This is a genomic window from Dyella silvatica (genome assembly GCF_026283955.1).
Classification (GTDB): Bacteria; Pseudomonadota; Gammaproteobacteria; order Xanthomonadales; family Rhodanobacteraceae; genus Dyella_C; species Dyella_C silvatica.
In genome coordinates this window covers 1-25,237 of record NZ_JAPDPE010000077.1, presented here as the reverse complement: position 1 = coordinate 25,237, position 25,237 = coordinate 1, and the positions used below count along the sequence as shown (strand labels likewise).

The window sequence follows — 25,237 nt, the reverse complement described above, 5'->3', positions numbered from 1 at the left end:
GCATTGCCACGCTTTATCAACTGCCATCGACCCAGCGCGGCGTGCTGGTGGTGCCGATCGCCACCTTGATGCAACGTATTGCGCCACGCAGCCATATCACCGGCGCCGGCCTGATGTTGAAGAAAGGCCAGAAGCTGGACCTGGCAGGCGAGCAGCGCCGCCTGGAAGCCGCCGGTTATCGCAACGTGCCACAAGTGGCCGAGCCCGGCGACTTTGCCGTGCGCGGCGCGCTGATCGACATTTTCCCGATGGGTGCGGCCGAGCCGTATCGCATCGAACTGTTCGACGATGAGATCGAGTCGATCCGCAGCTTCGACCCTGAAACACAGCGCTCGCAGCAGCAAGTGGAACGGATCGAGCTACTGCCGGCCCGCGAGTTTCCGCTTACCGAGGACGCCACCAAGGATTTCCGCGGCAAGCTGCGCGAGCGCTTTCCCATCGATATCCGCCGCTGCCCTCTTTACCAGGACATCAAAGAAGGCGTGACGCCGGGCGGTATCGAGTACTACCTGCCGCTGTTCTTCAAGCAGACGGCCACATTGTTCGACTACCTTGCCGACAGCGCCGTATTCCTGCTCGGCGAAGGCACGCTGGAAGCGGCCGAACAGTTCTGGGCGCAAACAGCCGAGCGCTACGACCAGCGCGCACACGATATCGAGCGTCCCGTACTACCGCCGGTCGAGTTGTATCTGCCGCCGGAGCAACTTCGCGAACAGCTCAACAAACGCATACGTGTGGAGCTGGTCGATAGCAGTCACGAACACGCGCAAAGCATCGGCACACAACCGGCGCCGGAGTTACCGCTCAACCGTAAAGGCGAAGAACCCGGTACCTCGCTGCGGCATTTTCTTTCCAGCTATCCGGGCCGCGTGCTGATTGCCGCTGACTCCGCCGGCCGCCGCGAAGCCTTGATCGAGCAGCTGGCCGGCGCCGGGCTCAAGCCGGACACCGTAGACAGCTGGCCGGCCTTTATCCAAGCGACCTCGAGCGCAGCCGGGCCACGCTTCGCCATCACCGTCGCCGCACTGGATCAGGGCTTTGCGCTGACCAAGCCACCGCTCACCGTGCTTACTGAGCGCGAGTTGTATGGCGAACGCGTGCGCACCGAACGCAAGCGTCGCCGCGGCGCCACTCGCGATCCCGAAACCATCATTCGCGATCTGACCGAGTTGACCATTGGTGCGCCGATTGTCCACGTCGACCATGGCGTGGGCCGTTATCAAGGCCTGATCTCGATGGATGTCGGCGGCATGGCCGGCGAATTTCTCACCATCGAATACGCCAAGGGCGACAAACTCTATGTGCCGGTGGCACAGCTTGGCCTGGTCAGCCGCTACAGCGGCACCGCGCCGGAGCTTGCGCCCTTGCATTCGCTGGGCGGCGACGCCTGGGAGCGCGCACGTAAACGCGCCGCTGAAAAAGTGCGTGACGTCGCTGCCGAGCTGCTGGCGATTTACGCGCAGCGCGAAGCTCGTGGTGGCGAAGCACTGCCCATCGATCGTCAATTGGTGGAGGAGTTCGGCGCCAGCTTTCCGTTCGAGGAAACACCCGACCAAGAGCAGGCGATCGATGCCGTGCTCGGCGATCTTGCCGCGCCACGCGCGATGGATCGCGTCATCTGCGGCGACGTCGGCTTCGGCAAAACCGAAGTAGCGCTGCGTGCCGCATTCGCTGCCGCCACCGCGGGCAAACAAGTGGCCGTGCTGGTGCCTACCACCCTGCTTGCGCAACAGCATTACCGAAATTTCGCCGACCGCTTCGCCGACTGGCCCGTGCGCGTCGATGTGCTTTCGCGCTTCAAATCGTCGAAGGAAATCAACGAGGCACTGAAGCGCCTCGCCGACGGCCAGATCGACGTGATCATCGGCACCCATAAACTGCTGCAGCCCGATATCAAGTTCAAGAATCTCGGCTTGGTCGTGGTCGATGAAGAGCAACGCTTCGGTGTACGCCAAAAGGAACAACTGAAAAAACTGCGTGCCGAAGTCGATCTGCTGACCATGACGGCCACGCCGATCCCTCGCACCTTGAACATGGCGATGAGCGGCCTGCGCGATCTGTCATTGATCGCTACCCCGCCAGCGCACCGCATGGCGGTGCGCACCTTCATTTCGGCATGGGAGCCGGCGCTGATCCGCGAAGCCTTTCAGCGCGAGCTGCAACGCGGCGGCCAGGTGTATTTCCTGCACAACGAGGTGGAAAGCATCGAGCGCACGGCACGCGAGGTGCAGGAACTGATTCCCGAGTCGCGCATCGGTATTGCCCACGGACAAATGCCCGAGCGCGAACTGGAACAAGTCATGGCGGATTTCCACCGCCAGCGTTTCAATGTGTTGGTGTGCACCACCATTATCGAAACCGGCATCGACATCCCCACCGCCAACACCATCGTCATCAACCGCGCCGACCGCTTTGGCCTGGCCCAATTGCATCAGTTGCGCGGCCGGGTCGGCCGTTCGCATCATCGCGCTTATGCCTACCTGGTTGTGCCCGATCGCAAAAACATCACCGCCGATGCGGAAAAGCGCCTGGAAGCGATTGCCTCACTGGAAGAGCTTGGCGCCGGCTTCACCCTGGCTACCCACGACCTGGAAATTCGCGGTGCCGGTGAGCTGCTTGGCGACGAGCAATCCGGCCAGATCCAGGAGATCGGCTTTGGCCTGTATACCGAGCTGCTGGAGCGCGCCGTACGCGCGCTGAAGTCAGGCAAGGTGCCCGACTTCGACCTGAGCAGCGAACACGAGACTGAAGTCGAGCTGCATCTGCCGGCGCTGATTCCTGACGATTATCTGCCGGATGTACATGCCCGCCTCACCCTCTACAAACGCATTGCCAGCGCTCGCAGCGAAGACTCACTGCGCGAGCTGCAGGTAGAAATGATCGACCGCTTCGGCTTGCTGCCGGACCCGGCCAAACAGCTTTTTGCGGTCGCCGGCATCAAGCTGATGGCAACACCGCTCGGTATCCGCAAACTCGACTTCGGCCCCAACGGCGGCCGCATCCTGTTTCGCGACAAACCCGAGGTCGATCCCATGGCCATCATCCGCCTGATCCAGAGTCTGCCGCGGGTGTACAAACTGGATGGCCAGGACAAACTCAAGGTGACGCTTGACCTGCCCGGCGCCACCGAGCGCATCCGCAGCGCACAAGAAGTATTGGTACTGCTCGGCGCCCGGCGCCCAGGCTGATGCCACGACGAACGCAGACGATCGCCCCGGCCAGGCAACGGCCGGGGCAGCAGCATTGACGCGCCCGCATCCCGCTGCCATCGTTCATATGCTGTGATGTGTCGAAGGCAGATGCTTGGCACTGGCAGGCACGCCGTGGCGGTGTAAGCGCGATCAACAGCCGGTACCGGTCAGCGCGTACGCCTCGAGTCCATCCCGCAGCATGGGGCCTGTCATTCAACTCCCTCTCACCGATGAGGTGCTTATGAAAACCATAACCCCTACCTTGCTGGTTCTCGCACTGGCCATCGGCGCTGGGCAAGCGCTTGCCCAGGACACGATGCAGACACATACGCCGCTGCGTCCGATCAGCGAGTGCATCCGTCCCGACCGAATCAACGCATGGCATATCGTGGACAATCGCACGGCCGTTGTAGGCACAGGCCCGCAGTACTACAAGGTGACGCTGCAATCGGATTGTCCGCGCCTGGGCATAGGCCCCGCCGGCCTGATGTTTCGCGCCAACGAATCCAATCGGGCGGTTGCGCAAGGCCAGATCTGTGGCGAAGTTGGTGAAACCGTGCGCTCCAGAGATCAACCGCCCTGCGCCATCCAGTCAGTCAGCAAGATCGACAAAGCCACCTTCAAGGCGTTGAGCAAGAAAGCCACACGCCATGGCAGCGGCGCCGACCAGCCGACCACCATGAAGCCTTGATTGCGCGCTGCCTGTTCAAACCGACGTAAACAAAGAGCCCGGCTTATGCCGGGCTCTCTTTTTTCATAGCAGGCGTCTGAAAATATCAGTAGCCGTCGTCGCGCACATAACGCGTGTTGTCGGGGATGTAACGAGTCTGGTAGGTGTCCTCGTAGACCACGCGGCGAGTGACCACCGGCGGCGCATCCTCATAAATCACCTGCGTCGGCTGGGTGTAAACCACCGCGGGTCGGTCGTAGTACACCGGGGCCGGACGCAACGCGTCGACGACGGCACCGGCAACGAGCCCGGTAACGATGGCGCCGGCAATCCAGCGTCCACCACTCCAATGACCCCGGCCATAGCCGCCGCCATAGTAGCCGCCGTGGTAATAGCCGTGGCCGCCGTAATAACCGCCGCCGTGGCCCCAGCCACCGTGACCCCAGCCGTCATGCGCCGAAGCGGACACCGGCATGGCCATCGCAACGGTTGCGGCCAGGGCGACCGCGATAACACTGAGACGCTTAATCATCATGACCTTCTCCACTTAAGCATTGAATGCAGCGATCAATAACCGTAACCGCGATAGCGCGGGTAACCGTAAGCGCTGCGATAGATCACGCGATCTTCATACACGCGACGCACGTAGACCGGGCGCTCAACCACGACGGGCGCTCCGTAATAAACCACACGCGGCGCCGGGCGATAGTAGACCGGACCAGGGTAATAGACCGGCCTCGCATAACCGTAACCGTAGCCACCGTACACCGGTCCACCGATGCCAATGCCTACGCTGATATGAGTGCCCGCAAAGGCTGGTACAGCAACTGCGCAGCCGAACAACACCGCGGTAGCGATAACAACCCGCTTAGCGGTGGAAAGCTTCGACATGTTCATGACTCTTTAGGTCTCCGAGGGGGCGGCTCGATACCGATATCCGGTGGGGTTTAATCCCGGCCGGATATCGTTCTTGCCGGGCTCCATGCTCGACCTGAAGCGCTGAATCCGCACTGAGTGGAAACCGACTGTTAGGTCAGCGTTTAGCCTTGTTGCGCACGTGCTCGACCGTCTCACTCCACGGCGACTCTTGCGGCCGCAGGCGCAGCAGCCAGCAACCGTGGATATTGTCTCGGCGGGCGAAGTCGAAGGGGATGCTGGACGCGCTCCAGTCTTCGATTACGAAGCGTTCATCCAGCGCGGCGCTGTCCAGTTTGAAGCGTCGAAAGTTGTTGGAGAACACAATGATCCCGTCGCTGCTCAAGCGGTCCAGGCAGGCGTTCAACAGCTTGGCGTGATCGCGCTGCACGTCGAAATCGTCGGCACGCTTGGAGTTGGAGAAGGTCGGCGGATCGACGTAGATCAATCCATAGCGTTCGCGATCGCGCTGCAAGAATTCCATCGCGTCGACCTGCATCAACCGATGCTTGGCACCGGTGAACCCATTCAAGGCGAGGTTACGCGAAGCCCAGTCCAGATAAGTGGCCGACAGATCGACGCTGGTGGTGTCTTTGGCACCACCGGCCGCCGCATATACGCTGGCGGTGGCGGTATAGGCGAACATGTTCAAAAAGCGACGCCCCTGCGCCAGCTCGCGCAACTTGCCTCGCACCAGGCGGTGGTCGAGAAACAGACCGGTGTCCAGGTAGTCGGTGAGATTGACCAGGAATTGCAGGTTGCCCTCCGCCACCTCGACAAACTCGCCGCGCTGGTCGAACTGGCCGTATTTGGAGCCACCCTTGCCGCGCTCGCGGGTTTTCAACGCAATGCGGTCACGCGCCACGTTAAACACCTCACCGGCCACGCGGACGATTTCGCGCAAACGCTGGCGTGTCGTCTCCAGCGGGATCTCGGCGGGCGCCCGGTACTCCTGCACATGCAGCCAGGTGGCGCCGGATTCGCTGCCATACACATCGATGGCCGCGGCGTACTCGGGCAGATCCTGGTCGTAGGCGCGCCAGCAATGAATGCCCTCGCGCTCCAGCCGCTTGCGCAGATGCTTGAGATTTTTCTCCAGCCGGTTTTTCAGCATTTGCGCGCCGTCAGACAACGGCTTGGACTCGCGCTGAACCATATCGCGTGCATGCAATTCGAAGATCAACAGCACCGTTTCCAGGGCGCCGTTGTATAGCGTGTAGCGCTTCTCTGCCCGCAGCGGCATAGCCCGACCCAGCTCGACATCGCCGGCCAGCACCGCGGCACGCCAACCGCTGAAGCGTGCGCGCAGCGCTTCGCCCAGGGCGCGATACAGCCGCGGCATGTCGACTCGCTCACCCAAGCGCTCGCCATAGGGCGGGTTGGTAATGACAAGTCCGCGTTCTATGCCGGGCGGGGGCCCGACATGCAGCGCATCGTGCTTGTCCAGGGTAAAGAAGCCGGAGACCTCGGCTTCTTGCGCATTACGCTTGGCGGTCTGCACCATGCGCGAATCCGCATCGCTGCCAAAGAAACAACTGCGCAAAGCACGCAGGCCGGCCTCGGCACGCTCGCGCGCTTCATCCAGCACCCGGCGCCAGATGGCGATGTCGTGCTGATGCCAGCCGAGAAAACCGAAATATTCGCGACGCAAACCCGGCGCCACGTCGGCCACCATCAAGGCGCCTTCGATCAATAGCGTGCCGGAACCGCACATCGGATCGAGCAAGGCGCCGCCTTGTGCATAGATCTCCGGCCATCCGGCGCGCATCAACATGGCCGCGGCGAGGTTTTCTTTCAGCGGTGCCTCGCCCTGCAATTCACGCCAGCCGCGGCGATGCAGCGGCGTACCGGCCAGATCCAGCGACAAGGTGGCGCGGTCGCGGCGCAAGCGCAAGTTGATGCGCACATCGGGTTCGTCGGTATCGACACCCGGCCGCGCACCATCACGCTGGCGAAACTGATCGACGATGGCATCTTTTACGCGCTGGGCGATGTACTGGCTGTGGGTCAATTTGCTTAGCGCGGTACCGGCATCCACCGCCAGCGTGGCGTGCGAAGCCAGATGCTGGGACCAGTCGATGGACTGCACCCCGGCATATAGGGCATCGTCGGTACCTGCCTCGAACTCCGCCAACGGCAGCAGGATGCGGCTGGCCAGGCGTGACCATAAGCAGGCGCGATAAGCGGTTTCCAGCGTACCGGAAAAATGCACACCCGCCAGCGACTCGCGCACGTCAGTCGCGCCTATCGCGACCAATTCGTCGCGCAGCAGATATTCCAGGCCCTTGGGGCAGGTAGCAAAATAAGCACTCACTGCGCGGTCGCCTGTCGGTGGTTGATCACAAGGTCCAGGAACAAACGAAACTGCTGCCCGATCGATTCCATGCTCGCAGTGAGTCGGTGGTCATCGTGCAAAACCAGCAACGGCAAGGACCGCTTGCCGGCAAATGCCTCGATCTGCTCGATGGGGCAGATCTCGTCCTGCTGGCCATGCATCAATAAGGTCGGCACCTGCTTGCGCAGGTCGAAGGCTTTCTCATAGCCAGGAATCAGTGCGGGGGTGGCCAGTAAAAATAACCCGGCAACCGGTACATCCAGGGAGACCAGCCCCGAGACAAAGGCGCCCATACTCGATCCCACCAGCACCGGCGGCGCCTTCAGGGCTTGGATATGAGCGTGCAGCCGGGCGATGCGCGGCGCCACCGAACCCGCATACCCGCGCTTGTCGTCCTCGCGATAATCAGGCCGCGTGGTGACCCAGCCCATGGCCTCGGCCAGCTCTGCCAGCGCGCTGACCTTGGTGGCACCCGGACCCGAATCGGATCCGTGTGAAAGAATGACGTGGCCAGGCATCGCGATCTCCAAAGCATTACAGCAAGCTGCGTATGATACCCGGCGCCATGCGAGACCGACCCACATGCCCGTATTAACCATTCACGACCTGCCCCTGCCCTACCTCGCCCAGCTGCCAGAACGCCCGGCCAGCGCGGTTGAGCTGGTGGTGATCCATTGCACCGAGCTGCCCGATCTGGCCACCGCCCGCAGCTATGGCGAAAAAGCGCATTACGACAACGGGGTCGGCCATAGCGGGCATTACTACATTGATCGCGATGGCGCGGTTTACCGCTATGTACCCGGCACCCGGGTTGCCAACCATGTGCGCGGGCACAACCCCAACTCCATCGGTATCGAGCTGGTCAACCTGGGCCGTTATCCGCACTGGTGGGATTCGACCCGGCAGACCATGACCGAACCCTATACCCCGGCGCAAATAGCGGCCTTGCGGGCGTTGCTGGCACAGCTACGCCACGACTACCCGCAGCTTCGCTATATCGCCGGCCATGAAGATCTGGACACCGCGCGCATGCCGGCCAGCGACGATCCGGGCAAGGAAGTGCCGCGCAAGCTCGATCCCGGCCCAATGTTTCCCTGGGCGGAAGTGCTCGATGGCAGCGGGCTGCAACGGATCGGCAAAACCACGCCTTGAGGCCGCCGCATAGACCTCGCCCTTCGATGGCAAGGTCAAACCCGGCATGGCGCGCCGTTATACTCGCGCCCTCGTTATTGCCGCAGGGGCAAACATCATGAAGGAAACGCACGTCGGCGAACTGGTCGATCTGCTGAACCTGGAGCGGCTCGAAGACAACCTGTTTCGTGGCCAGAGCCGCGACATCGGTACGCAGTTTGTATTCGGCGGCCAGGTCTTGGGACAGGCGTTGACGGCGGCCCAGCATACGGTCGACCCCTCACGCGAGGCGCATTCCCTGCACGCTTATTTCTTGCGTGCCGGCGATATCAACGCCCCTATCGTCTACAGCGTGGAGCGCGCCCGTGACGGCGGTACGTTTTCGTCCCGTCGCGTCGTCGCCATTCAGCATGGCCAGCCGATTCTCAACGGCGCCATCTCGTTTCAGCTGCCGGAGCGTGGCTTTGAGCATCAATCGTCGATGCCCGAAGTACCAATGCCCGAAGATCTCGAGCCGATGCCGGCACTATCGGCCGAACAACTAGCCCAGCTGCCGACCAAGATCCAACGCTGGCTGGGTGTCGACACCCCGATCGAATTTCGCCATGTGTGGCCGCAAGACCGGCTGCATCCGACCAAGCGGCCACCGATTCAGCACGTCTGGTTCCGGGTGACCGCGCGGATCAGCGATTCGCCCGCCCTGCATCGCTCGCTGCTGGCGTATGCCTCGGATTTCAATCTGATCGGCACCGCCACCTTGCCGCACGGTATTTCTTACTACACCGACCGCGTGCAGATGGCCAGCCTCGACCATGCGCTCTGGTTTCACCGCCCGTTTCGGGTCGACGAATGGCTGCTGTACTCGTTTGACAGCCCCACCGCGCAGGGTGCGCGTGGACTGGCGCGAGGTCAGATCTTCAGCCGCGATGGCCGGCTGGTCGCCTCCAGTGCGCAAGAGGGGCTGATCCGCTTGCGTGGGGACTCAGCGTAAACTTCCCCACTCTTCAAGGGTCTGTCGGCAAAGCAACCCGCCGCAGGCCACTTGGGGTCATTGGACAGGCTTTGATATGCGTCAGCTATACACCTCCCCCCGGATGGACAACATCGATCGCGTGGTCGCCTTGCTCAGCGAGCACCGCATCGAGACCTGGGTGGCCAATCGTTCCAACTGGAACCGTCCCAGCTACGAGCGTTTCAGCTATAGCCAAAAGCGCGAAAACCGCGATAGCTGGCCACAGGTATGGATTACCCACGCCGACGACTACACCCAGGCACGTAGCCTGTTGCGCGAAATCGGCATCGAGCCGGTGATTCGTCACGCCGAAGAGCTGGCCGCGGCGCGCAACCCGGCGGCGCCGGAAGTTCGCCGGCAAAGCACCGCGGCGCGGGCCCGCCGCATCGTACTGCTTGCGCTTGCCGGCGCATCGGTCGTGCTAACGCTGCATTACATGGGCTATATCTAGGCCCAGACGCGGCTGACGAGGACGAAAACATGGGCAATTCACCCGGATCCACCCTCGTACCCGTCACAAGCCCCCACAGCGCAGCAAAGCAGACATAGAATCGGCGCATGCGCTCTGACCACGTCCGCCTGTTTCAAACCCTGCCGCATACCTGCGGTTATTTTGCCGAGCGCACCGCACAAAACCTGGTCATCGATCCGGCCTCACCGCAACTGGACCAGCTATACGGGGCGGCCCTTGAACGCGGCTTTCGCCGTGCCGGTGGTCACTTGTACTTTCCGCATTGCGCCCATTGCAATGCCTGTACGCCTTGCCGGGTCGACGTCGAACACTTCAAACCCGACCGCTCACAGCGACGCTGCATGAAGCGCAATGCCGATTTGCAGATCACCGAATCGATGGCCGGCTATAACGCTGAGCGCTACGACCTGTATGAGCGCTACTTGCGTCGGCGCCATCTTGGCGGCGGCATGGATGAGGCCGACGCCAGCGACTTTCGCCGCTTTCTTACCGCACCGTGGAGCCCGACGCTGTTTCTGGAATTTCGCCTCGGCACACGCCTGCTTGGCGTCGCGGTTACCGATATCTGCCTCAATGGCTTGTCCGCGGTGTACACCTTTTTCGACCCCGACGAAGAGGCACGCAGCCTGGGCACGTACGCGATATTGCAGCAGGTAGAACTGGCGCGCCGACGCGGACTGCCGTGGGTTTATCTAGGCTTCTGGATCAAAGGCCATCCGAAGATGGACTACAAGCAGCGGTTCAAGCCGATGCAGATCCGCACCAGCCACGGCTGGACCCATTTGCCGTAGGCCAGTGCCGTGGTGCAGGCCTAGCTTCGTCATGTGGCCAACATAAGAAATCTAAGGAACAACAGGGCGAGCTCCAGAACACGTTTCGATGAAACATGCCGCGACGCTCGCCCCTGCGCCAGCTCCTCAGCCGCGTAAACCCGAGGCTTCCGGATAGGGGAAAAGCTTCACCAAAGGCACCGAGATGCCATCGTCACCGACGACACGGCAATGGTTTCGAGTCAGCTCACGCGGCTCATCGACGCCGCAACTGTGCGCGATGATGCCGACCTCGTGCATCACGTTTTTGGCGTAATGGAAAACCCGCTCACTCTTGTCGGTTACCACCAGGCCGCGTTGCAACTTCGCATTTTGAGTGGTGATGCCGGTGGGACAGGTATTGCGGTTGCATTGCAGCGATTGAATGCAACCGAGCGCGAGCATGAAACCACGCGCCGAATTGACAAAGTCGGCCCCCATCGACAGCGCCCAGGCAACGTCATAGGCGGTAATGCATTTGCCCGAGCAGATCACCTTGACCCGCTCACGCAGGCCTTTGCTGATCAACATATCGACCAGGGCGGGCAGCGATTCGTGCAGTGGCAGGCCAACGCCTTCCATCAGCGTTTGCGGCGCAGCGCCGGTGCCGCCTTCCGAACCGTCGACGATGATGAAATCCGGTGCGCTTTCGATGCCGCGCTTCCACACCTCGTCGCATAGTTCACCAATCCACTCGACGCCGCCCATCACCGCCTTGAAGCCGGTGGGCTTGCCGGTGAGCTCGCGAATATGCCGTACGGAATCGAGCAATTCATAGATGTTGCCGATATCCAGATGACGGTTGGGGCTTTGCGAATCCTGCCCCACGGGGATCCCGCGAATCGCCGCGATCTCCGGGGTGACCTTGGCCGCCGGCAGCAAACCGCCCATGCCTGGCTTAGCGCCCTGCCCCAATTTGATGCTGACCATTTTCACCTGCTTGTGGGCGCAAATGGCCAGCAACTTCTCGTCGTCGAGCTTGCCGTCCGGCGTACGTACGCCGTACTTGGCCGTACCGATTTCGAAAATGATGTCGCAGCCACCTTCCAGGTGATACGGCGCCAAACCGCCCTCACCGGTATCCATCCAGATGCCGGCCTTGGCTGCACCCGCCGATAAGGCACGCACCGCCGGCGCCGACAACGCGCCAAAACTCATGGCCGAAATATTGAAGAACGCTGCATGGCTGTAAGGCTCACGCGCATACGGGCCCAGCGTCACCGGACGCGGCTCGACATGCTGTTCATCCAGCGTCGGAAACGGTGCATTGATGAAAAATGGCACACCCTCGCCGCGCAGATCGCGGCTGGACCCAAAGGCGTTGGTGTTGTCCACATTCTTCGCCGCGCGATAAACCCAGGTGCGCTGCGCGCGGTTGAACGGCATCTCTTCGCGATCGCTGGAATACAGGTATTGCCGGAAAAACTCACCCAGATGCAAAAACCAATAACGGAAATGACCGATCACCGGAAAATTGCGCAGCACCGAGTTCGCGGTCTGGTTGCGATCGACCAGCCACACCGTCAACACCACCATCACCATTACCGCCAACAGCACCAAGAAGAACGCTGCGAACGTCTCCACTATGACAACCAGCCAATGCGCAAAACCCGTCGTTGCCATGTGTTCTTTTCTCCGTGCCTGCGGTGCAGCTGGCCGCACCATGGGTAGATGTTGCTAACTTGATTGCCAGCCATGCTCGCACAGCTGGCGATAACTTCTTAGCGCGGCGTTTATAGCTCGACGCGTAGCTGTTTGGCTGCACGAATCGCCTTGGCTTTCGCCGCCTCGATCGTCTCGTCGCGCGCCAGCGTGACCGCCATGCGGCGGCGGCCTTTCACCGCCGGCTTACCGAAGATGCGCAACTGAGTATCCGCTTCGGCCAGGGCTTGGGCTACGTTGAAGTAGCGTGGCGCCTCGCCGTCACCTTCCACCAGCACCGCACAGGAGGCCGATGGCCCGAGCTGGCGGAGCACAGGAATCGGCAGCCCGAGAATCGCCCGTGCATGCAGGGCGAACTCAGACAGCTCCTGCGATACCAAGGTAACCAGGCCGGTGTCGTGTGGCCGCGGGCTGACCTCGGAAAAAATCACCTCGTCGCCCTTGACGAAGAACTCCACCCCAAACACACCCCAGCCGCCAAGCGCCGCGGTAATCGCCGCAGCCTGTCGCTGTGCTTCGGCCAGCGCGGCTTCGCTCATCGGTTGCGGCTGCCAGGATTCGCGATAGTCGCCATCTTCTTGCCGATGGCCGATAGGAGCGCAAAAACTCACGCCGCCCTGGTGCCGCACGGTAAGCAGGGTAATTTCGTAGTCGAAGTCGACGAAGCCCTCGACGATGACGCGTCCCTTGCCTGCGCGGCCACCCGACTGCGCGTATTCCCAGGCCGGCATCCACTGATCTTGCTGACGGACTACGCTTTGCCCCTTGCCCGAGGAGCTCATCACCGGCTTGATCACAAACGGCAGCCCCAGCTCGGCAGCGGCTTGGCGGTACGCCACCTCGTCGTCGCAAAAGCGATACGGCGACGTCGGCAGCTTCAGCTCTTCGGCCGCCAGCCGGCGAATACCTTCGCGATCCATGGTGAGCCACGCCGCACGCGCTGTCGGGATGACCTTGAGGCCTTCTTTTTCAAGCTCCAGCAAGGTCGGCGTATGAATGGCCTCGATCTCCGGCACCACCAGGTCGGGGCGCTCCTGCTCAATCAAGGCCCGCAGTGCCGCGCCATCCAGCATGTCGATGACATGGCTGCGATGGGCCACCTGCATGGCCGGCGCATGGGCGTAGCGATCGACCGCGATCACTTCCACCGCATAGCGCTGCAGCTCAATGGCGACCTCTTTGCCCAGCTCCCCGGAGCCGAGCAACAGAACCCGTAGGGCATGGTCAGAATAAGGGGTGCCGAACGGCTTCATCGAGTTCTCCGGAGGGGGCAAGCCGGCATTGTAAGCGGCTGGCGGGGTTACGCTGCACTGCGGATTGACGGCGGCCTTGACGAAGCATTCACTGTACGCGTCCCGCCCCACGGATACCGTCATGCGCAACTTGATCGCCCTGCTTTTGCTGGTGCTGACGTTGTGCCCTGCCGCCGTACTCAGGGCTGCTGCCCCGACCACAGAAACCGCCGTCAGCCAGACCACCTGGATGAGCGTGCGGCTTGGCGGCCGCAAAATCGGCCATCTGGAAATCGAGCATGTCGTCGACAACAACACGGTAACCAATACCCAGACCTTGTCGATCGTGCTCAACCGTAACGGCAAGACCATCCCTTTCAGCAATATCAGCCGCACCGTGGAAACCCCCGCTGGCGAGGCCCTGGCATTCTCGGCGCGCACCTCGATGTCGGCGATCGACAGCACGGTGGATGGCGTGCGCCAGCCGGATGGCCGCTACAAAGTCACGACTAACGTAGGTGGCGAAAACCGCCAGATCACCATGAACTGGCCACAAAGCGCCATGCTTACCGAAGGCCAGCGCCTGGCCATGCTGGCCGCCAGCAGCCATACCGGCGAGCACTATCAATTGCTTATGTTCGACCCCTCCGGCTTGCAGGTCGTCCCGGTGCAAATCGACGTGCTGGGCGATGAGCGCGTCGAACTTCCGGGTGGCGCGGAAACGCTTAACCATCAACGGCAGACCCTGCTGCAAGTGCATGGCAATCAGATCATGGATCTGTGGCTGGACAAGCACGGGCAGGCGCGCAAGGGGACGCTTTCGATGGTCGGCCGGCAGCTGGATATGCTGGCCTGCGATCAGGCTTGCGCGCTCGCGCCCGTACAAGATCTGGATATGTTCCGCGCCGCCATGGTCGACTCGCCTCGCCAACTAACCCTCAACTTGCGCCAGTCCTTTTTGCGTTACCGCATTCACGTCAAAGGCAATGCGCTCCAGCCGTTGATCGAAACGGACGAACAGCATGTCACCAATATCGGCAATGGCGACTGGCTGGTGGACATCGGCAACCCCAGATCCGGCGGCCAGAACCCGCCCAGCGACGAAGATCGGCAAGCCAACGCCTGGCTGCAATCGGATGCCCCGGCGATTCGCAATCTCGCCACCCAGGCCGTAGGCGATGCCAGCAACGATCGCCAACGCATGCGGCGACTACGCATCTTCGTCAGCAACTACATCACCCAGCACGGCCTGGATGTCGGCTACGCCTCGGCGCTTGAAGTAGTCGGCAATCGACAAGGCGACTGCACTGAATATGCCGTGCTGCTGGCTGCCCTTGCACGCGCGCAAGGCATCCCCGCGCGCGTGGTGACCGGCATGGTTTATGCCGACCGTTATGCGAATACGATGCGGGTGTTCTTGCCGCACGCCTGGGTGCAGGCCTGGGTCGAAGGCCGCTGGCAAAGCTACGACTCGGCGATGCGCCGTTTCGACAGCACCCATATCGCGCTGGACAGTGGCGACGGCGACCCCTGGCATTTCTTCAACGCCACCGATCTTTTCAACGCCATGCGGATCGAGGATGTCACCGCATCCTGGGAGATGGGTACGCAGGCAGCTCCGCTGGCGCCGATATCCCCGCAAACCGGGGCGCACTGACAAGTGCGTTGACTTAAGTTGTATCTTCCGCCCGGTACCGCATCGACCCTTATCAGGAGTAAAACTTGAAGCACCTTATCTTGGCTGGCTGTCTCGCACTGGGCCTGCTGGCCAGCAACGCTCATGCGGCCGATAACGACGGCGATGCCGTTTGCCAGACGCTGTCGACGCACCTGCTCGATGCTCTGGACCATGGCGATTTCAGCGCGGCCACCACGGACTTCGATGCACGCATGAAAGCCGGACTCAGCAGCGACACGCTGAGCAAGGTCTGGTTATCCGTACCGCAGCAGTTTGGTGCGCGTGGCGAACGCGAGCCGGCCCAAACCGCCCAGGTAGCGGGCAGTACCTTGGTCACGACCTCGCTGCATTACGGCAGCTCGTTGATCGATGCACGGGTCGCCTGCGATGCCAGCGGCAAGATCAGCGGCTTTCATATCGTGCCGCACACCGCGGCCAAAACGTAAGCCCAAGCTTGCTGCCGCATGTTGGGTAGTCACTCGTGCATGGTTGATCGCGGCGCAAGAAACGGATAGTCCAGGAACCATCGCCAGACCAGACTACGGCCAAATCCACCAGCGGAGTCGACCATGTCTTTTCGTATTACCGGGCTGCCCTCTGAGCCCTTCGAGGAGCTGTTTTCCTTGAGCGATGCGGCCCTGGCCGAACGTCAGGCGAGACGCGTCACCGCCGACACAGCACACGGGTTTCCTTGCCGCATCAGTCTTACCGATGCCCAACCCGGGCAATCATTGATCCTGCTCAACTACCAGCACCAAGCCGCTGACTCGCCCTTTCGCGCCAGCCACGCCATTTATATTCGCCAGGGCGAGCAACAGTATGACGAAGTCGACCAGATACCCGAGCAGTTGCAACGCCGATTGCTATCCGTGCGTGGCTTTGATGGGCAAGGCATGATGCTCGAAGCGGACGTCGTCGAGGGTAAGGTGCTGGAGCCGCTTATCGAGCGTCTGTTCACCAATGCGAGCATCGATTATCTACAGATACATATCGCCCGGCCCGGCTGTTACGCCGCCCGAGTCGAACGCGCCTGAAGCGAATTCAAGATGTCTGCGCACGGGTGGCCTGGAGCAACACTGAGGTAGCCCTCAGTCGGCCGCCCGGCTTCGGATTGCCACACCCAGGGCCATCCAGCCGACGATAAAAGCCACCCCGCCCAGCGGGGTAATGGCCCCACACCAGCGCGGCGCGCCCCATGCCAGGGCATATAGGCTGCCGCTGAACAACACGATACCAATGGTGAAAGCAGCCATGGCGCATCGGCGCGCCGTGCCTGCGGGGGCGAAGGCCGTTAGCGCCAGGGCCAGCGCGTGCCAAAAGTGATACTGCACCGCGGTATGCCAAAGCTCCATGCCACGCGCATCCAATACATCGCGCAAGGCGTGCGCGCCAAAAGCGCCCAACAGCACCGCGCTGGCGCCAGCGAAACCAACCAGCAAGCCGGTAAAAGGGCGGGCAATTTGTCGCATCAGGGCACTTCCTCAGCCAGGTTAAAGCCAGCAAAACCACGGGTATCGTATGCTGGCTGCATGAATAGCGCCGATTTTCGCATCAAGCTTTATCGCCCTGCCCGCATGTTGTTGCTGTTGGCCTTGCTTGCGGCCGCTGTGCTGATTAGCGCCTGCCATCGCGATGAGCCGATGGGATGGCGCTTGACCAATGTCACCGGGCACATGCCGGACCTCGATTTCAAACTCATCGACGATCAGGGCAAAACCGTTACCGGTAAAGATTTCCGCGGCAAGGCGGTGTTGCTGTTCTTCGGCTACACCCATTGCCCCGACGTGTGCCCGCTGACCCTGGCACAACTGCATGTCGTCATGCAGCGGCTGGGGCCACAAGCCGATCAGGCGCGGATACTGTTTGTATCAGTCGACCCGGCACGCGACACACCCGACATCATGCATGCCTACGTCAACGCCTTCGATCCACGTGCCGTAGGCCTTACCGGCTCGGCCGGCGATGTCGAGGCGCTAGCCAAGCGTTACCGCTCCGCCTTCACGCGCGAGCCGAATAAAGGCGACAACAACTACGATGTCAGCCACAGTTCGGCCATCTATTTGTTCGACCAAGATGGCAAGGCGCGGCTGCTGTCGACACCAGCCAATCCGCAAGACGACCTTGTCCACGACTTGTCCCTGCTGATCGGAACGTCATCATGATGATACGCACCCTACCTTTATGGCTTGCCGGCCTGCTGCTTGTGGGTGGCGCCCACGCCACGCAGGCCGAACACATTCATGCCAGCAAGGCATGGATTCGCCTGCTCCCCGGCAACCTGCCCGCCGGCGCCTTCGTCGCGCTGGAGAACAGCGGCGATCAACCCGCCTCGTTGCATAGCGGCCAAAGCCCGGCCTATGGCGAGGTGATGCTGCACAAAAGCAGCACCGAGGGCGGCATGGGCCGTATGCAAATGGTCGACAACATGCCCGTTCCCGCGCACGGCAAGGCTGCATTGTCGCCGGGGGGCTATCACTTGATGCTGATGAACGCGCAGCATCCCGTGAAAGTTGGCGACACCGTAACGATCGGCCTGCAATTTTCGGACGGCAGCGTCTTGAATACGGATTTCATCGTGCGGCCGGCAAACACGATCGATGGCTCTGAGCCACCGCCTACACCGGGCACGGATCAGTCCGGTCACTGAACAGCCCTGCGTAAGACGCCATCGATGCGCCCATTTGCAATAACTGGTGCGCTGCGCCAAGGATTGTTGCCTCACTCGCGCTACCATTCCGGGGTTTGCATCATCTACCAGGAGTCACCGCATGCGCCCGTTTCCGCTCGGAGAAGACATCGACCTGTTGCGTGAAAGCGTGCATGGTTTTGCAGAAAAAGAAATTGCCCCACGGGCCGAACGCATCGACCACGAAAACCTGTTTCCGGCCGATTTATGGCGCAAGTTCGGTGAGCTGGGCCTGCTCGGCGTCACTATCCCGGAGGAGTTTGGCGGTAGCGGCATGGGCTTCCTGGCGCACATGGTGGCGATGGAGGAAATCTCTCGCGCATCCGGTTCGGTAGGCCTGTCTTATGGCGCGCACTCCAATCTGTGCGTACAAAACATTTATCACAACGGTAACGACGCGCAACGGCGCAAATACCTGCCCAAGCTATGCAGCGGCGAGCACGTCGGCGCCCTGGCCATGAGCGAACCCGGCGCGGGTTCCGATGTCGTCGGCTCGATGATTTGCAAAGCGGAGAAGCGCGGCGACGTGTGGATCGCCAACGGCACCAAGATGTGGATCACCAATGGTCCCGATGCCGACGTGCTGCTGGTGTACAAGCTTGGCATGCGCGGCTCGAACACCTGTGAGCTGGTCTTCGAGGATTGTGAAATCCCTGCCGAAAACATCGTCGGCGAAGTCAACGAAGGCGTGCGTGTGTTGATGGGCGGCCTGGACACCGAGCGCCTGGTGTTGTCGGGCGGCCCGATCGGCTTGATGCAGGCCGCGCTCGACCTGGCTATCCCTTACGTACGTGAGCGCAAGCAATTCAACGCGCCCATCGGCACCTTCGGTGTGATGCAAGCGAAGATTGCCGATATGTATACCGCGTTGCAAAGCTCACGCGGTTTCGCCTACATGGTCGCGCAGCAATTCGACCATGGCGTGAAATCACGTATCGATCCTGCCGCGTGCTTGCTCAACGCATCGCAAAACGCGGTGAAGGTAGCGCTGGAAGCCATCCAGACGCTGGGCGGCAACGGCTATATCAACGAGTTCCCCGCCGGTCGGCTGCTACGCGATGCCAAACTCTACGAAATCGGCGCGGGTACCAATGAGATCCGTCGCATGCTGATCGGACGCGAGCTGTTTCACGGCAAGGCCTAAGCGCTCAAGCCTCCTGCATAGAGCAAAGCCGACAGCCAGGCTGTCGGCTTGCTCGATGACCTCGGGCTTCAGAACGCATACTGATAATTCAGCGTCGCCATGTTTGCCTGCCCATGCTGGCTGAAATACTGGTCGTATCCCAGCAACAGGCTTGCATGCGAAGTCATGTCCCAGTTCAAGGTCGTACCGGCCACACCGCCATAGCGCGATAAACCGATGCCGCCAAGCGGCGCCCATTGTTCGACGCCATTGAAGCTAGCCTGGAACACGTCCCCACGCATCGCAAAGGCCTGCTGCCAGAGCAACCGCATCTGCAAACTCAGATGACCGCCATCGGCCAGTGCCCAATGATGCATCGCACGCAGGCCGACACCGGCCTGCCAACGTTCAGTCACCTGCGCAGTGGCTTGCAAGCCAAAACCATCGCCACCGAGCTCATTGAAACCATCGCGCTGAATGCGCGCGTATTGCATGCTTACGTAAGGCGTCAGTTGCGTGCCGCCAGCGACGAATCGATAACCGCTTTCGCCATAAGCCACGTCGTAGCTGCCACGGCTATCGCTGGCGACACCAGCCAATTGCACACCCAATTGCAGATCGCGCCGCATGGTTTCTCGATAGGTGCCGATGCCAAGACGTCCTATCGCATACCAGTTATTTTGAATCAGGCCGCCATACACCATGGCTTCCATGGCATGACTGCGCCCTTGGTCGGCGCTCTCCGCCAGCCGTCCCAGCCCTTGCGCCTGACTGATCGCGAAGCCGCTGATCCCATTGCTGCCAAAGCGGCGATCCTGGCCGACCATCCAGCCGCTCAGGTCAAAACCCACGTTGTTATAGCCACTGCGACTCATGCTGCCGTGATAGCCCAGATCCTGCGCCCAGCCACCGCCCATAGGCATATCGATCAAATGATCGAAACGATCCGACAGCGCACGCGTCCCCGCATCGATCGCCTCGAAGGTCATCGCCGTGCTGGCGGCATGCAGCTGGCCCGAAAGACTTTCCAGTGATTGCTGCACCGCCGCCGTCGACGGCGACTGTTGCAGGCTTGCCGCGCCCGCGATGAAGGCCGGGCTGACCGGCCCGGCATCCGCAGCTTTCACACCGCCTGACACCGAGCCCTGACCGAGCTGCGCATTGATCTGGCTAAAGGCGTTGTCCACGCGCTGTGCCGCGGCATACGAGGCGGCGGTGTAACTCATCCCTTGCACGGCGCTTACCTGCACTTGTTGCACATTGAGCCAGGCGCTGCTCGCGTCGTAATTGAGACTGGCATTCAACAAGACATTCGAGGCGGTATTCAACGCCGAAAAAGTGCCGCTTAATCCGTTGTTCGCCGCCAGTACATCGGTATGCGAATTGACGACATATCCCTGCTTGGTGCCGATCACGAACAGGTCGCCGCCGGTGAGGCTGGCATGGCCGGTGACCCGTAGCACCGAGCCTAATTCCAAGGCTAATCGGCCGGCATTTTGCTGGCTGTAATCGCCACCGACGGTAACATCGCCACCACGCACGGTAAGTACACCGGCATTACTGATGCTGCCACCGATGGACGGCGTATCGGTCAACTGCGCTCCCGCGCTGATACTTACGCTGGAAGTCAGCGATTTCGCGGCCAGCACGCCTGCCTGCACCTGGGTCAGTCCACTGAAACTGGCCGGCTGGGTCAGCGTCAACGTGCCACTGCCCTGCTTGATCAAACCGCCGACTCCGGAGATGGCGTTATTCCATTGAGACGAACCGGTGAAGTTCACCGTCACGTCGCCCCAGTCGAATTTGGCCGGGCCATTCACCGCCTTGCCTACATTGAGCAAGCCATAGCCAAATACCGGATCGGGCCCCGGCGCACCCAAATCGGTGGCGGTGCCGAGCAAGGTTTGCCGCACCAGATCGTTGCTGAAATAAGGATAAGCCTGCCACACCAGGGCCGCTGCGCCACTGACCTGTGGCGCGGCCAGTGAAGTGCCTTTGACGATCCAGTAAGTCTGGCTGGTTGCCGTGTCGTCCTTGCCGCTGACGATCACGTCGCCTGGCGCGGCCAGGCAATAATTCATCGCCTTGCCGCAGGCGTTCGAGTAACTGGCCAACTTGGTCGGATTGTTGCTGTCCACCGCCACCACCGCCAACCAGCCCTTGGTCAAATCGGCTGCGCGACTGGGCAAAGCAGCCACATCGCTGGGATCGGCCTTGGAGTCATTGCCCGCGGCGAACACCACCAGGCCGCCCCATTGGTTGATGAACTTGTTATAGGCGTCGTGAAAACTCTGCGTGGTGGCCGTATCCGTGGCATCCCAGTACAAACCGCCCCACGAGTTGTTGCTTACCTTGACGCCGTTGGCGATCAAGGCGTCGTTGATCGTACCCAGCGGATCGGCCGAGGTCACCCGGTTACCTTGGCCCGAGCCATCGTCCTTGGGCTCTACATCGCTGATGATGCGCGCGGAAACCAGATTGGCCCCTGGGGCGATACCGCCTTGAAACTGCGCAAAGGGAGTGCCCGCGGCGATCTCCGAAACCCAGGTGCCGTGCCCGACCACATCGTCGATATTGACGTTGTTGACGCTGGGGTCGACATAAATCAGCTCGTTGAGCACGCGACCGGCCAGCGCCGGGTGATTGCGCATGATGCCGCTATCGACCACGCCGATGGTCACGCCTTGGCCGGTATAGCCCTGGCTATGCGCCGCATAAGTATTGGTCAGCGCGAGCTGCGCATCCAGCGGCGGTTGTGGCGTCGTCGGTGGTGCTGGCGGCGGTGCAACCGGTGGCGATGGCGCCGCTGGCGTCGCCTTGACATTGCCATTGCCACCCCCACCGCCGCCACAAGCGCTCAAGCTCAGCGCCATCCATATCAATGCGGCAGCCTGACGCCGTCGCAGTCCTGGTTTCCCCATATTCATATGCATTACCCCATATGCACGAGCCAGATCACGGCGGCCAGTTACAACCCCGACGCATAGCAGTGCAAATGGTACGCCTTGCAACGACCAGATGGCTGCACAACACAAATGCAACCAAAAGCAGCGCAGCCCGCAATCTTGTGCGACAGGGTGGAATTTGCGGCACTTCCCGACCGGCTGCGATAATCAGCGGATTGCTTAACAGGCAGCTGTGCCTCATCAAGTCCTTACGGAGATACCCATGTCGGACGTCAGCGTTGTCATTGCCGGTGCCAAGCGCACTGCTATCGGCTCCTTCCTCGGCCAGTTCACTGGCGTACCCACCCCGGTCCTGGGCGCCACCGCGATCCGCGCCGCACTGGAGCAGTCCGGCTTGACCGCCGAAGCCGTCAGTGAAGTCATCATGGGCTGCGTGCTGCCAGCCAACCTGGGCCAGGCGCCCGCGCGCCAGGCATCGCTCAAGGCCGGCCTGCCGGTCAGCGCCGGCTGCACCACCATCAACAAAGTCTGCGGTTCGGGCATGAAAGCGATCATGCTGGGCCACGACCTGATCAAGGCCGGCTCAGCCGCCGTGGTCGTTGCCGGTGGCATGGAGTCGATGACCAATGCCCCGCACATGGTCAATGCCCGCACCGGCATCCGCTACGGCGACGGCCAGCTGGTCGACCATATGGCATGGGACGGCCTGACCAACCCCTACGACGGCAAATCGATGGGTGTGTTCGGTGAACTCTGCGCCGACAAGTATCACTTCAGCCGCGAAGAACAAGACGCCTTCGCGATCGAATCCGTGAAGCGCGCCCAGGCTGCGCAGCAGTCCGGCGCGTTCGCCGGCGAAATCGTTCCGGTCACCGTGACGGGCCGCAAAGGCGATGTGCAGGTCGACACCGACGAGCAGCCGGGCCGTTCGGACATCGCCAAGATCCCGACCCTGAAGGCAGCGTTTCGCAAAGAGAACGGCACGATTACCGCCGCCAGCTCGTCGAGCATCTCCGATGGCGCCGCGGCGGTAGTGCTGCTTTCGGCCGCCGATGCGCAGGCGCGCGGCATCAAGCCGCTGGCGCGCATCACTGCCCACGCCACCCATTCGCAAGAACCCGAATGGTTCACCACGGCACCGGTCGGCGCCATTCAAAAGGTGCTGGACAAAGCCGGCTGGAAAGTCGCCGATGTCGACCTGTTCGAAGTCAACGAGGCGTTTGCCGTGGTCGCCATGGCGCCGATGCGCGAGCTAGGCATTGCCCACGACAAGCTCAACGTCAACGGCGGTGCATGTGCCCTGGGTCATCCGATCGGTGCCAGCGGCACCCGCCTGGTCGTCACCCTGCTCAACGCGCTGAAGACCCGTGGCCAGAAGCGCGGCATTGCCGCCCTGTGCATTGGTGGCGGAGAAGCCACCGCGATTGCCATTGAACTAGTAGACTAGGTCCCCACCGACCACGCAAAAAGGGTGCCGGCGTCACCTCCGGCACCAGCAGGGTGTTTAATACGTCCTGAAGCCGTCACACAAAAAAGTGGCGCAAGGTCGGCGAAAGCGTTATTAATACGCCCGCCAAACGGCATTCCACGGCATAAAGGAGATTCACAATGAAGTTCACGCGTACCCTACTCGCCTCCGCGCTCGTCGCGCTGCTGGCGGCTTGCAGCAACGGCGCGCAGGATTCCGCGCAGGACGCTCAGAAGTCGGCTGACCAGGCTCAGCAGTCCGCTGATCAGGCTCAGAAGGCTGCTGCTGCGGCTGCTCCGGCTTCGACCGCTGCTGCCCCGGCTGCTGCTCCGGCTTCGACCGCTGCTGCTCCGGCTTCGACCGCCGCCGCTCCGGCCACCACCGCAATCGACCAGGCCAAGGACGCTGCCGGCAAAGCTGCCGACGCTGCCAAGGACGCTGCTGGCGCCGCTAAGGACGCCGCCGGCGCCGCGAAAGATGCCGCCAAAGAAACGGCTGACAAAGCCAAGGATGCCATGAAGGGTAACTAATCCCCTTTGTTGGTTTCCAGAAAACCGGCCGCCTAGTGCGGCCGGTTTTTTTTCACCCCTCGCTCAACGATGGCCATGGTCGATCAGGCATGCCGGATCCACCTCGAAAACCACCTTGTCCGGGCCACAGGTTTAGCTGTGACGCAGTGACCGCTATCATCGGGGACTCACTTTCACGGCAGCCACGAGACATGAGCGTCATTGCCTCGCAAATCGATCCCCGCTCAACCGAGTTCCAGGCCAGCAGCACCCAGCTGCGCGTACTGGTTGACGAGTTGCATCGCGAACTCGCCCGCAGCGCCGAGGGTGGTGGTGACAAGGCGCGCGAGAAACACACCGCGCGCGGCAAGTTGCTGCCCCGCGAGCGCATTCGCGCGCTACTCGATCCCGGCTCGCCGTTCCTGGAGCTGTCTCCGCTGGCCGCCCATGGCATGTACGAGGACGCGGCTCCCGCCGCCGGCATCATCACCGGCATCGGTCGGGTCAACGGCATCGAAGTGATGGTGGTCGCCAACGACGCCACCGTCAAAGGCGGCACCTACTTCCCGATGACGGTGAAAAAACACCTGCGCGCCCAAGAAGTCGCGCTGGAAAACCGCCTGCCCTGCATCTACCTGGTGGATTCCGGCGGCGCCTTTCTTCCGTTGCAGGACGAAGTCTTTCCGGACAAAGAGCATTTCGGGCGCATCTTCTTCAATCAGGCTCGCATGTCGGGGCTAGGCATTCCGCAAATCGCCGTTGTCATGGGCTCGTGCACCGCGGGCGGCGCCTATGTGCCGGCCATGAGCGACGAAACCATCATCGTGCGCGAGCAAGGCACGATTTTCCTCGGCGGACCACCACTGGTGAAAGCTGCCACCGGTGAAGTGGTCGATGCCGAGGCGCTCGGCGGCGCAGACGTCCATACGTCCATTTCGGGTGTCGCCGACCATTTCGCCGAAAATGACGCTCACGCACTATCGATTGCCCGCGACATCGTCGCCAGCCTCAATCGCAAAAAAAATATGCCGCTGGCCTTGCGGCCACCACTGGAACCACGCTACGCCGCCGATGAACTTTATGGCGTTATTCCGCTGGATACGCGCCGCCCGTTCGATATCCGCGAGGTGATCACGCGCATCGTCGACGGTTCGGAGTTCCATGAATTCAAGGCGCGCTACGGCAAGACCCTGGTTTGCGGTTTTGCGCATATCCACGGCTACCCGGTAGGCATCGTGGCGAACAACGGCATCTTGTTCGCCGAATCCGCGCTCAAGGGCGCGCACTTTATCGAACTGTGCAATCAGCGCAATGTGCCGCTGGTGTTCCTGCAGAACATCACCGGCTTCATGGTCGGCAAGAAATACGAAAACGCCGGCATCGCCAAAGACGGCGCCAAGATGGTCACCGCCGTGGCCTGCTCGCATGTGCCCAAGTT

The 25,237-nt window shown here is 61.6% G+C and carries 23 protein-coding genes; 15 read left to right on the top strand and 8 right to left on the bottom strand.

What is annotated here, in order from left to right; translation table 11 throughout:
* Positions 1–3,188 (top strand): transcription-repair coupling factor (gene mfd / locus OUZ52_RS15255; protein WP_266159369.1); only part of this gene is annotated, 3,188 nt, incomplete at its 5' end.
* Positions 3,189–3,432: 244 nt separating this feature from the next.
* The gene (locus tag OUZ52_RS15250) at positions 3,433–3,882 is read left to right on the top strand and encodes a DUF6491 family protein (RefSeq protein WP_266159368.1); all 450 of its coding nucleotides are present in this window, start codon (positions 3,433–3,435) and stop codon (positions 3,880–3,882) included.
* Between the two features lie 85 nt (positions 3,883–3,967).
* Here the strand turns inward: OUZ52_RS15250 and OUZ52_RS15245 are convergent, their stop codons facing one another.
* From OUZ52_RS15245 to OUZ52_RS15230, 4 genes are all read right to left on the bottom strand, one after another.
* On the bottom strand, positions 3,968–4,396 hold the full coding sequence (locus tag OUZ52_RS15245) for a hypothetical protein (protein ID WP_323135357.1): 429 nt from the start codon (positions 4,394–4,396) through the stop codon (positions 3,968–3,970).
* A 32-nt stretch (positions 4,397–4,428) separates the two neighbouring features.
* Positions 4,429–4,752 carry a hypothetical protein gene (locus OUZ52_RS15240; protein ID WP_266159367.1) on the bottom strand — a complete coding sequence of 108 codons (324 nt, stop codon included), beginning with the start codon at positions 4,750–4,752 and terminating at the stop codon, positions 4,429–4,431.
* 142 nt (positions 4,753–4,894) lie between these two features.
* On the bottom strand, positions 4,895–7,090 hold the full coding sequence (gene rlmKL / locus OUZ52_RS15235) for a bifunctional 23S rRNA (guanine(2069)-N(7))-methyltransferase RlmK/23S rRNA (guanine(2445)-N(2))-methyltransferase RlmL (RefSeq protein ID WP_266159366.1): 2,196 nt from the start codon (positions 7,088–7,090) through the stop codon (positions 4,895–4,897).
* Positions 7,087–7,629 carry an alpha/beta hydrolase gene (locus OUZ52_RS15230; protein ID WP_266159364.1) on the bottom strand — a complete coding sequence of 181 codons (543 nt, stop codon included), beginning with the start codon at positions 7,627–7,629 and terminating at the stop codon, positions 7,087–7,089. The genes rlmKL and OUZ52_RS15230 overlap by 4 nt, the downstream gene beginning before the upstream one ends.
* Before the next feature lie 64 nt (positions 7,630–7,693).
* Between OUZ52_RS15230 and OUZ52_RS15225 the strand changes: the two genes are divergently transcribed.
* The 4 genes from OUZ52_RS15225 (at position 7,694) to OUZ52_RS15210 (ending at position 10,517) form a co-directional block, all read left to right on the top strand.
* Positions 7,694–8,263, top strand: a complete 570-nt coding sequence (locus tag OUZ52_RS15225; protein WP_266159363.1) for an N-acetylmuramoyl-L-alanine amidase — start codon at positions 7,694–7,696, stop codon at positions 8,261–8,263.
* A 97-nt stretch (positions 8,264–8,360) separates the two neighbouring features.
* Positions 8,361–9,233: an acyl-CoA thioesterase II gene (gene tesB, locus OUZ52_RS15220; protein ID WP_266159362.1), complete on the top strand. Its 873-nt coding sequence runs from the start codon at positions 8,361–8,363 to the stop codon at positions 9,231–9,233.
* Between the two features lie 76 nt (positions 9,234–9,309).
* Positions 9,310–9,705, top strand: coding sequence for a hypothetical protein (locus OUZ52_RS15215; RefSeq protein WP_266159361.1), 396 nt, complete (start codon positions 9,310–9,312; stop codon positions 9,703–9,705).
* Positions 9,706–9,812: 107 nt separating this feature from the next.
* Entirely contained in the window at positions 9,813–10,517 is a 705-nt protein-coding gene (locus OUZ52_RS15210; RefSeq protein ID WP_266159360.1) for an arginyltransferase, read from the top strand.
* Between the two features lie 126 nt (positions 10,518–10,643).
* On the opposite strand, the gene OUZ52_RS15205 is transcribed toward OUZ52_RS15210, so the two are convergent.
* The gene (locus OUZ52_RS15205) at positions 10,644–12,158 is read right to left on the bottom strand and encodes an FMN-binding glutamate synthase family protein (protein ID WP_266159359.1); all 1,515 of its coding nucleotides are present in this window, start codon (positions 12,156–12,158) and stop codon (positions 10,644–10,646) included.
* Positions 12,159–12,268: 110 nt separating this feature from the next.
* Positions 12,269–13,450: a formate-dependent phosphoribosylglycinamide formyltransferase gene (gene purT / locus OUZ52_RS15200; RefSeq protein WP_266159358.1), complete on the bottom strand. Its 1,182-nt coding sequence runs from the start codon at positions 13,448–13,450 to the stop codon at positions 12,269–12,271.
* 121 nt (positions 13,451–13,571) lie between these two features.
* On the opposite strand from purT, the gene OUZ52_RS15195 reads away from it, so the two are divergent.
* The 3 genes from OUZ52_RS15195 (at position 13,572) to OUZ52_RS15185 (ending at position 16,141) form a co-directional block, all read left to right on the top strand.
* Complete coding sequence (locus tag OUZ52_RS15195) at positions 13,572–15,086, top strand: transglutaminase-like domain-containing protein (RefSeq protein ID WP_266159357.1); 1,515 nt, start codon at positions 13,572–13,574, stop codon at positions 15,084–15,086.
* 65 nt (positions 15,087–15,151) lie between these two features.
* The gene (locus OUZ52_RS15190; RefSeq protein ID WP_266159356.1) at positions 15,152–15,553 is read left to right on the top strand and encodes a DUF3887 domain-containing protein; all 402 of its coding nucleotides are present in this window, start codon (positions 15,152–15,154) and stop codon (positions 15,551–15,553) included.
* Positions 15,554–15,676: 123 nt separating this feature from the next.
* Positions 15,677–16,141: a DUF1203 domain-containing protein gene (locus tag OUZ52_RS15185; protein WP_266159355.1), complete on the top strand. Its 465-nt coding sequence runs from the start codon at positions 15,677–15,679 to the stop codon at positions 16,139–16,141.
* A gap of 54 nt (positions 16,142–16,195) precedes the next feature.
* On the opposite strand, the gene OUZ52_RS15180 is transcribed toward OUZ52_RS15185, so the two are convergent.
* On the bottom strand, positions 16,196–16,576 hold the full coding sequence (locus OUZ52_RS15180; RefSeq protein ID WP_266159354.1) for a DUF423 domain-containing protein: 381 nt from the start codon (positions 16,574–16,576) through the stop codon (positions 16,196–16,198).
* 60 nt (positions 16,577–16,636) lie between these two features.
* Here OUZ52_RS15180 and OUZ52_RS15175 point away from each other — a divergent pair, with 60 nt between their 5' ends.
* The 3 genes from OUZ52_RS15175 to OUZ52_RS15165 all read left to right on the top strand — a co-directional run bounded on the left by OUZ52_RS15175 (position 16,637) and on the right by OUZ52_RS15165 (position 18,937).
* Positions 16,637–17,269 (top strand): SCO family protein, encoded by a 633-nt coding sequence (locus OUZ52_RS15175; RefSeq protein WP_266159353.1) that lies wholly within the window; start codon positions 16,637–16,639, stop codon positions 17,267–17,269.
* Complete coding sequence (locus OUZ52_RS15170; protein WP_266159352.1) at positions 17,266–17,754, top strand: copper chaperone PCu(A)C; 489 nt, start codon at positions 17,266–17,268, stop codon at positions 17,752–17,754. The genes OUZ52_RS15175 and OUZ52_RS15170 overlap by 4 nt, the downstream gene beginning before the upstream one ends.
* Positions 17,755–17,875: 121 nt before the next feature.
* Complete coding sequence (locus tag OUZ52_RS15165) at positions 17,876–18,937, top strand: acyl-CoA dehydrogenase family protein (RefSeq protein WP_266159351.1); 1,062 nt, start codon at positions 17,876–17,878, stop codon at positions 18,935–18,937.
* A 68-nt stretch (positions 18,938–19,005) separates the two neighbouring features.
* Here the strand turns inward: OUZ52_RS15165 and OUZ52_RS15160 are convergent, their stop codons facing one another.
* Positions 19,006–21,843 (bottom strand): S8 family serine peptidase, encoded by a 2,838-nt coding sequence (locus OUZ52_RS15160; protein WP_425493858.1) that lies wholly within the window; start codon positions 21,841–21,843, stop codon positions 19,006–19,008.
* A 241-nt stretch (positions 21,844–22,084) separates the two neighbouring features.
* Between OUZ52_RS15160 and OUZ52_RS15155 the strand changes: the two genes are divergently transcribed.
* The 3 genes from OUZ52_RS15155 to OUZ52_RS15145 all read left to right on the top strand — a co-directional run.
* Positions 22,085–23,269: a thiolase family protein gene (locus tag OUZ52_RS15155; RefSeq protein WP_266159350.1), complete on the top strand. Its 1,185-nt coding sequence runs from the start codon at positions 22,085–22,087 to the stop codon at positions 23,267–23,269.
* A gap of 161 nt (positions 23,270–23,430) precedes the next feature.
* A complete protein-coding gene (locus tag OUZ52_RS15150; RefSeq protein WP_266159349.1) occupies positions 23,431–23,820 on the top strand; it encodes a hypothetical protein in 390 nt (129 codons plus the stop codon).
* A 191-nt stretch (positions 23,821–24,011) separates the two neighbouring features.
* Positions 24,012–25,237, top strand: a 1,226-nt coding sequence (locus OUZ52_RS15145) for an acyl-CoA carboxylase subunit beta (protein ID WP_266159348.1), incomplete at its 3' end; no start/stop codon positions are given.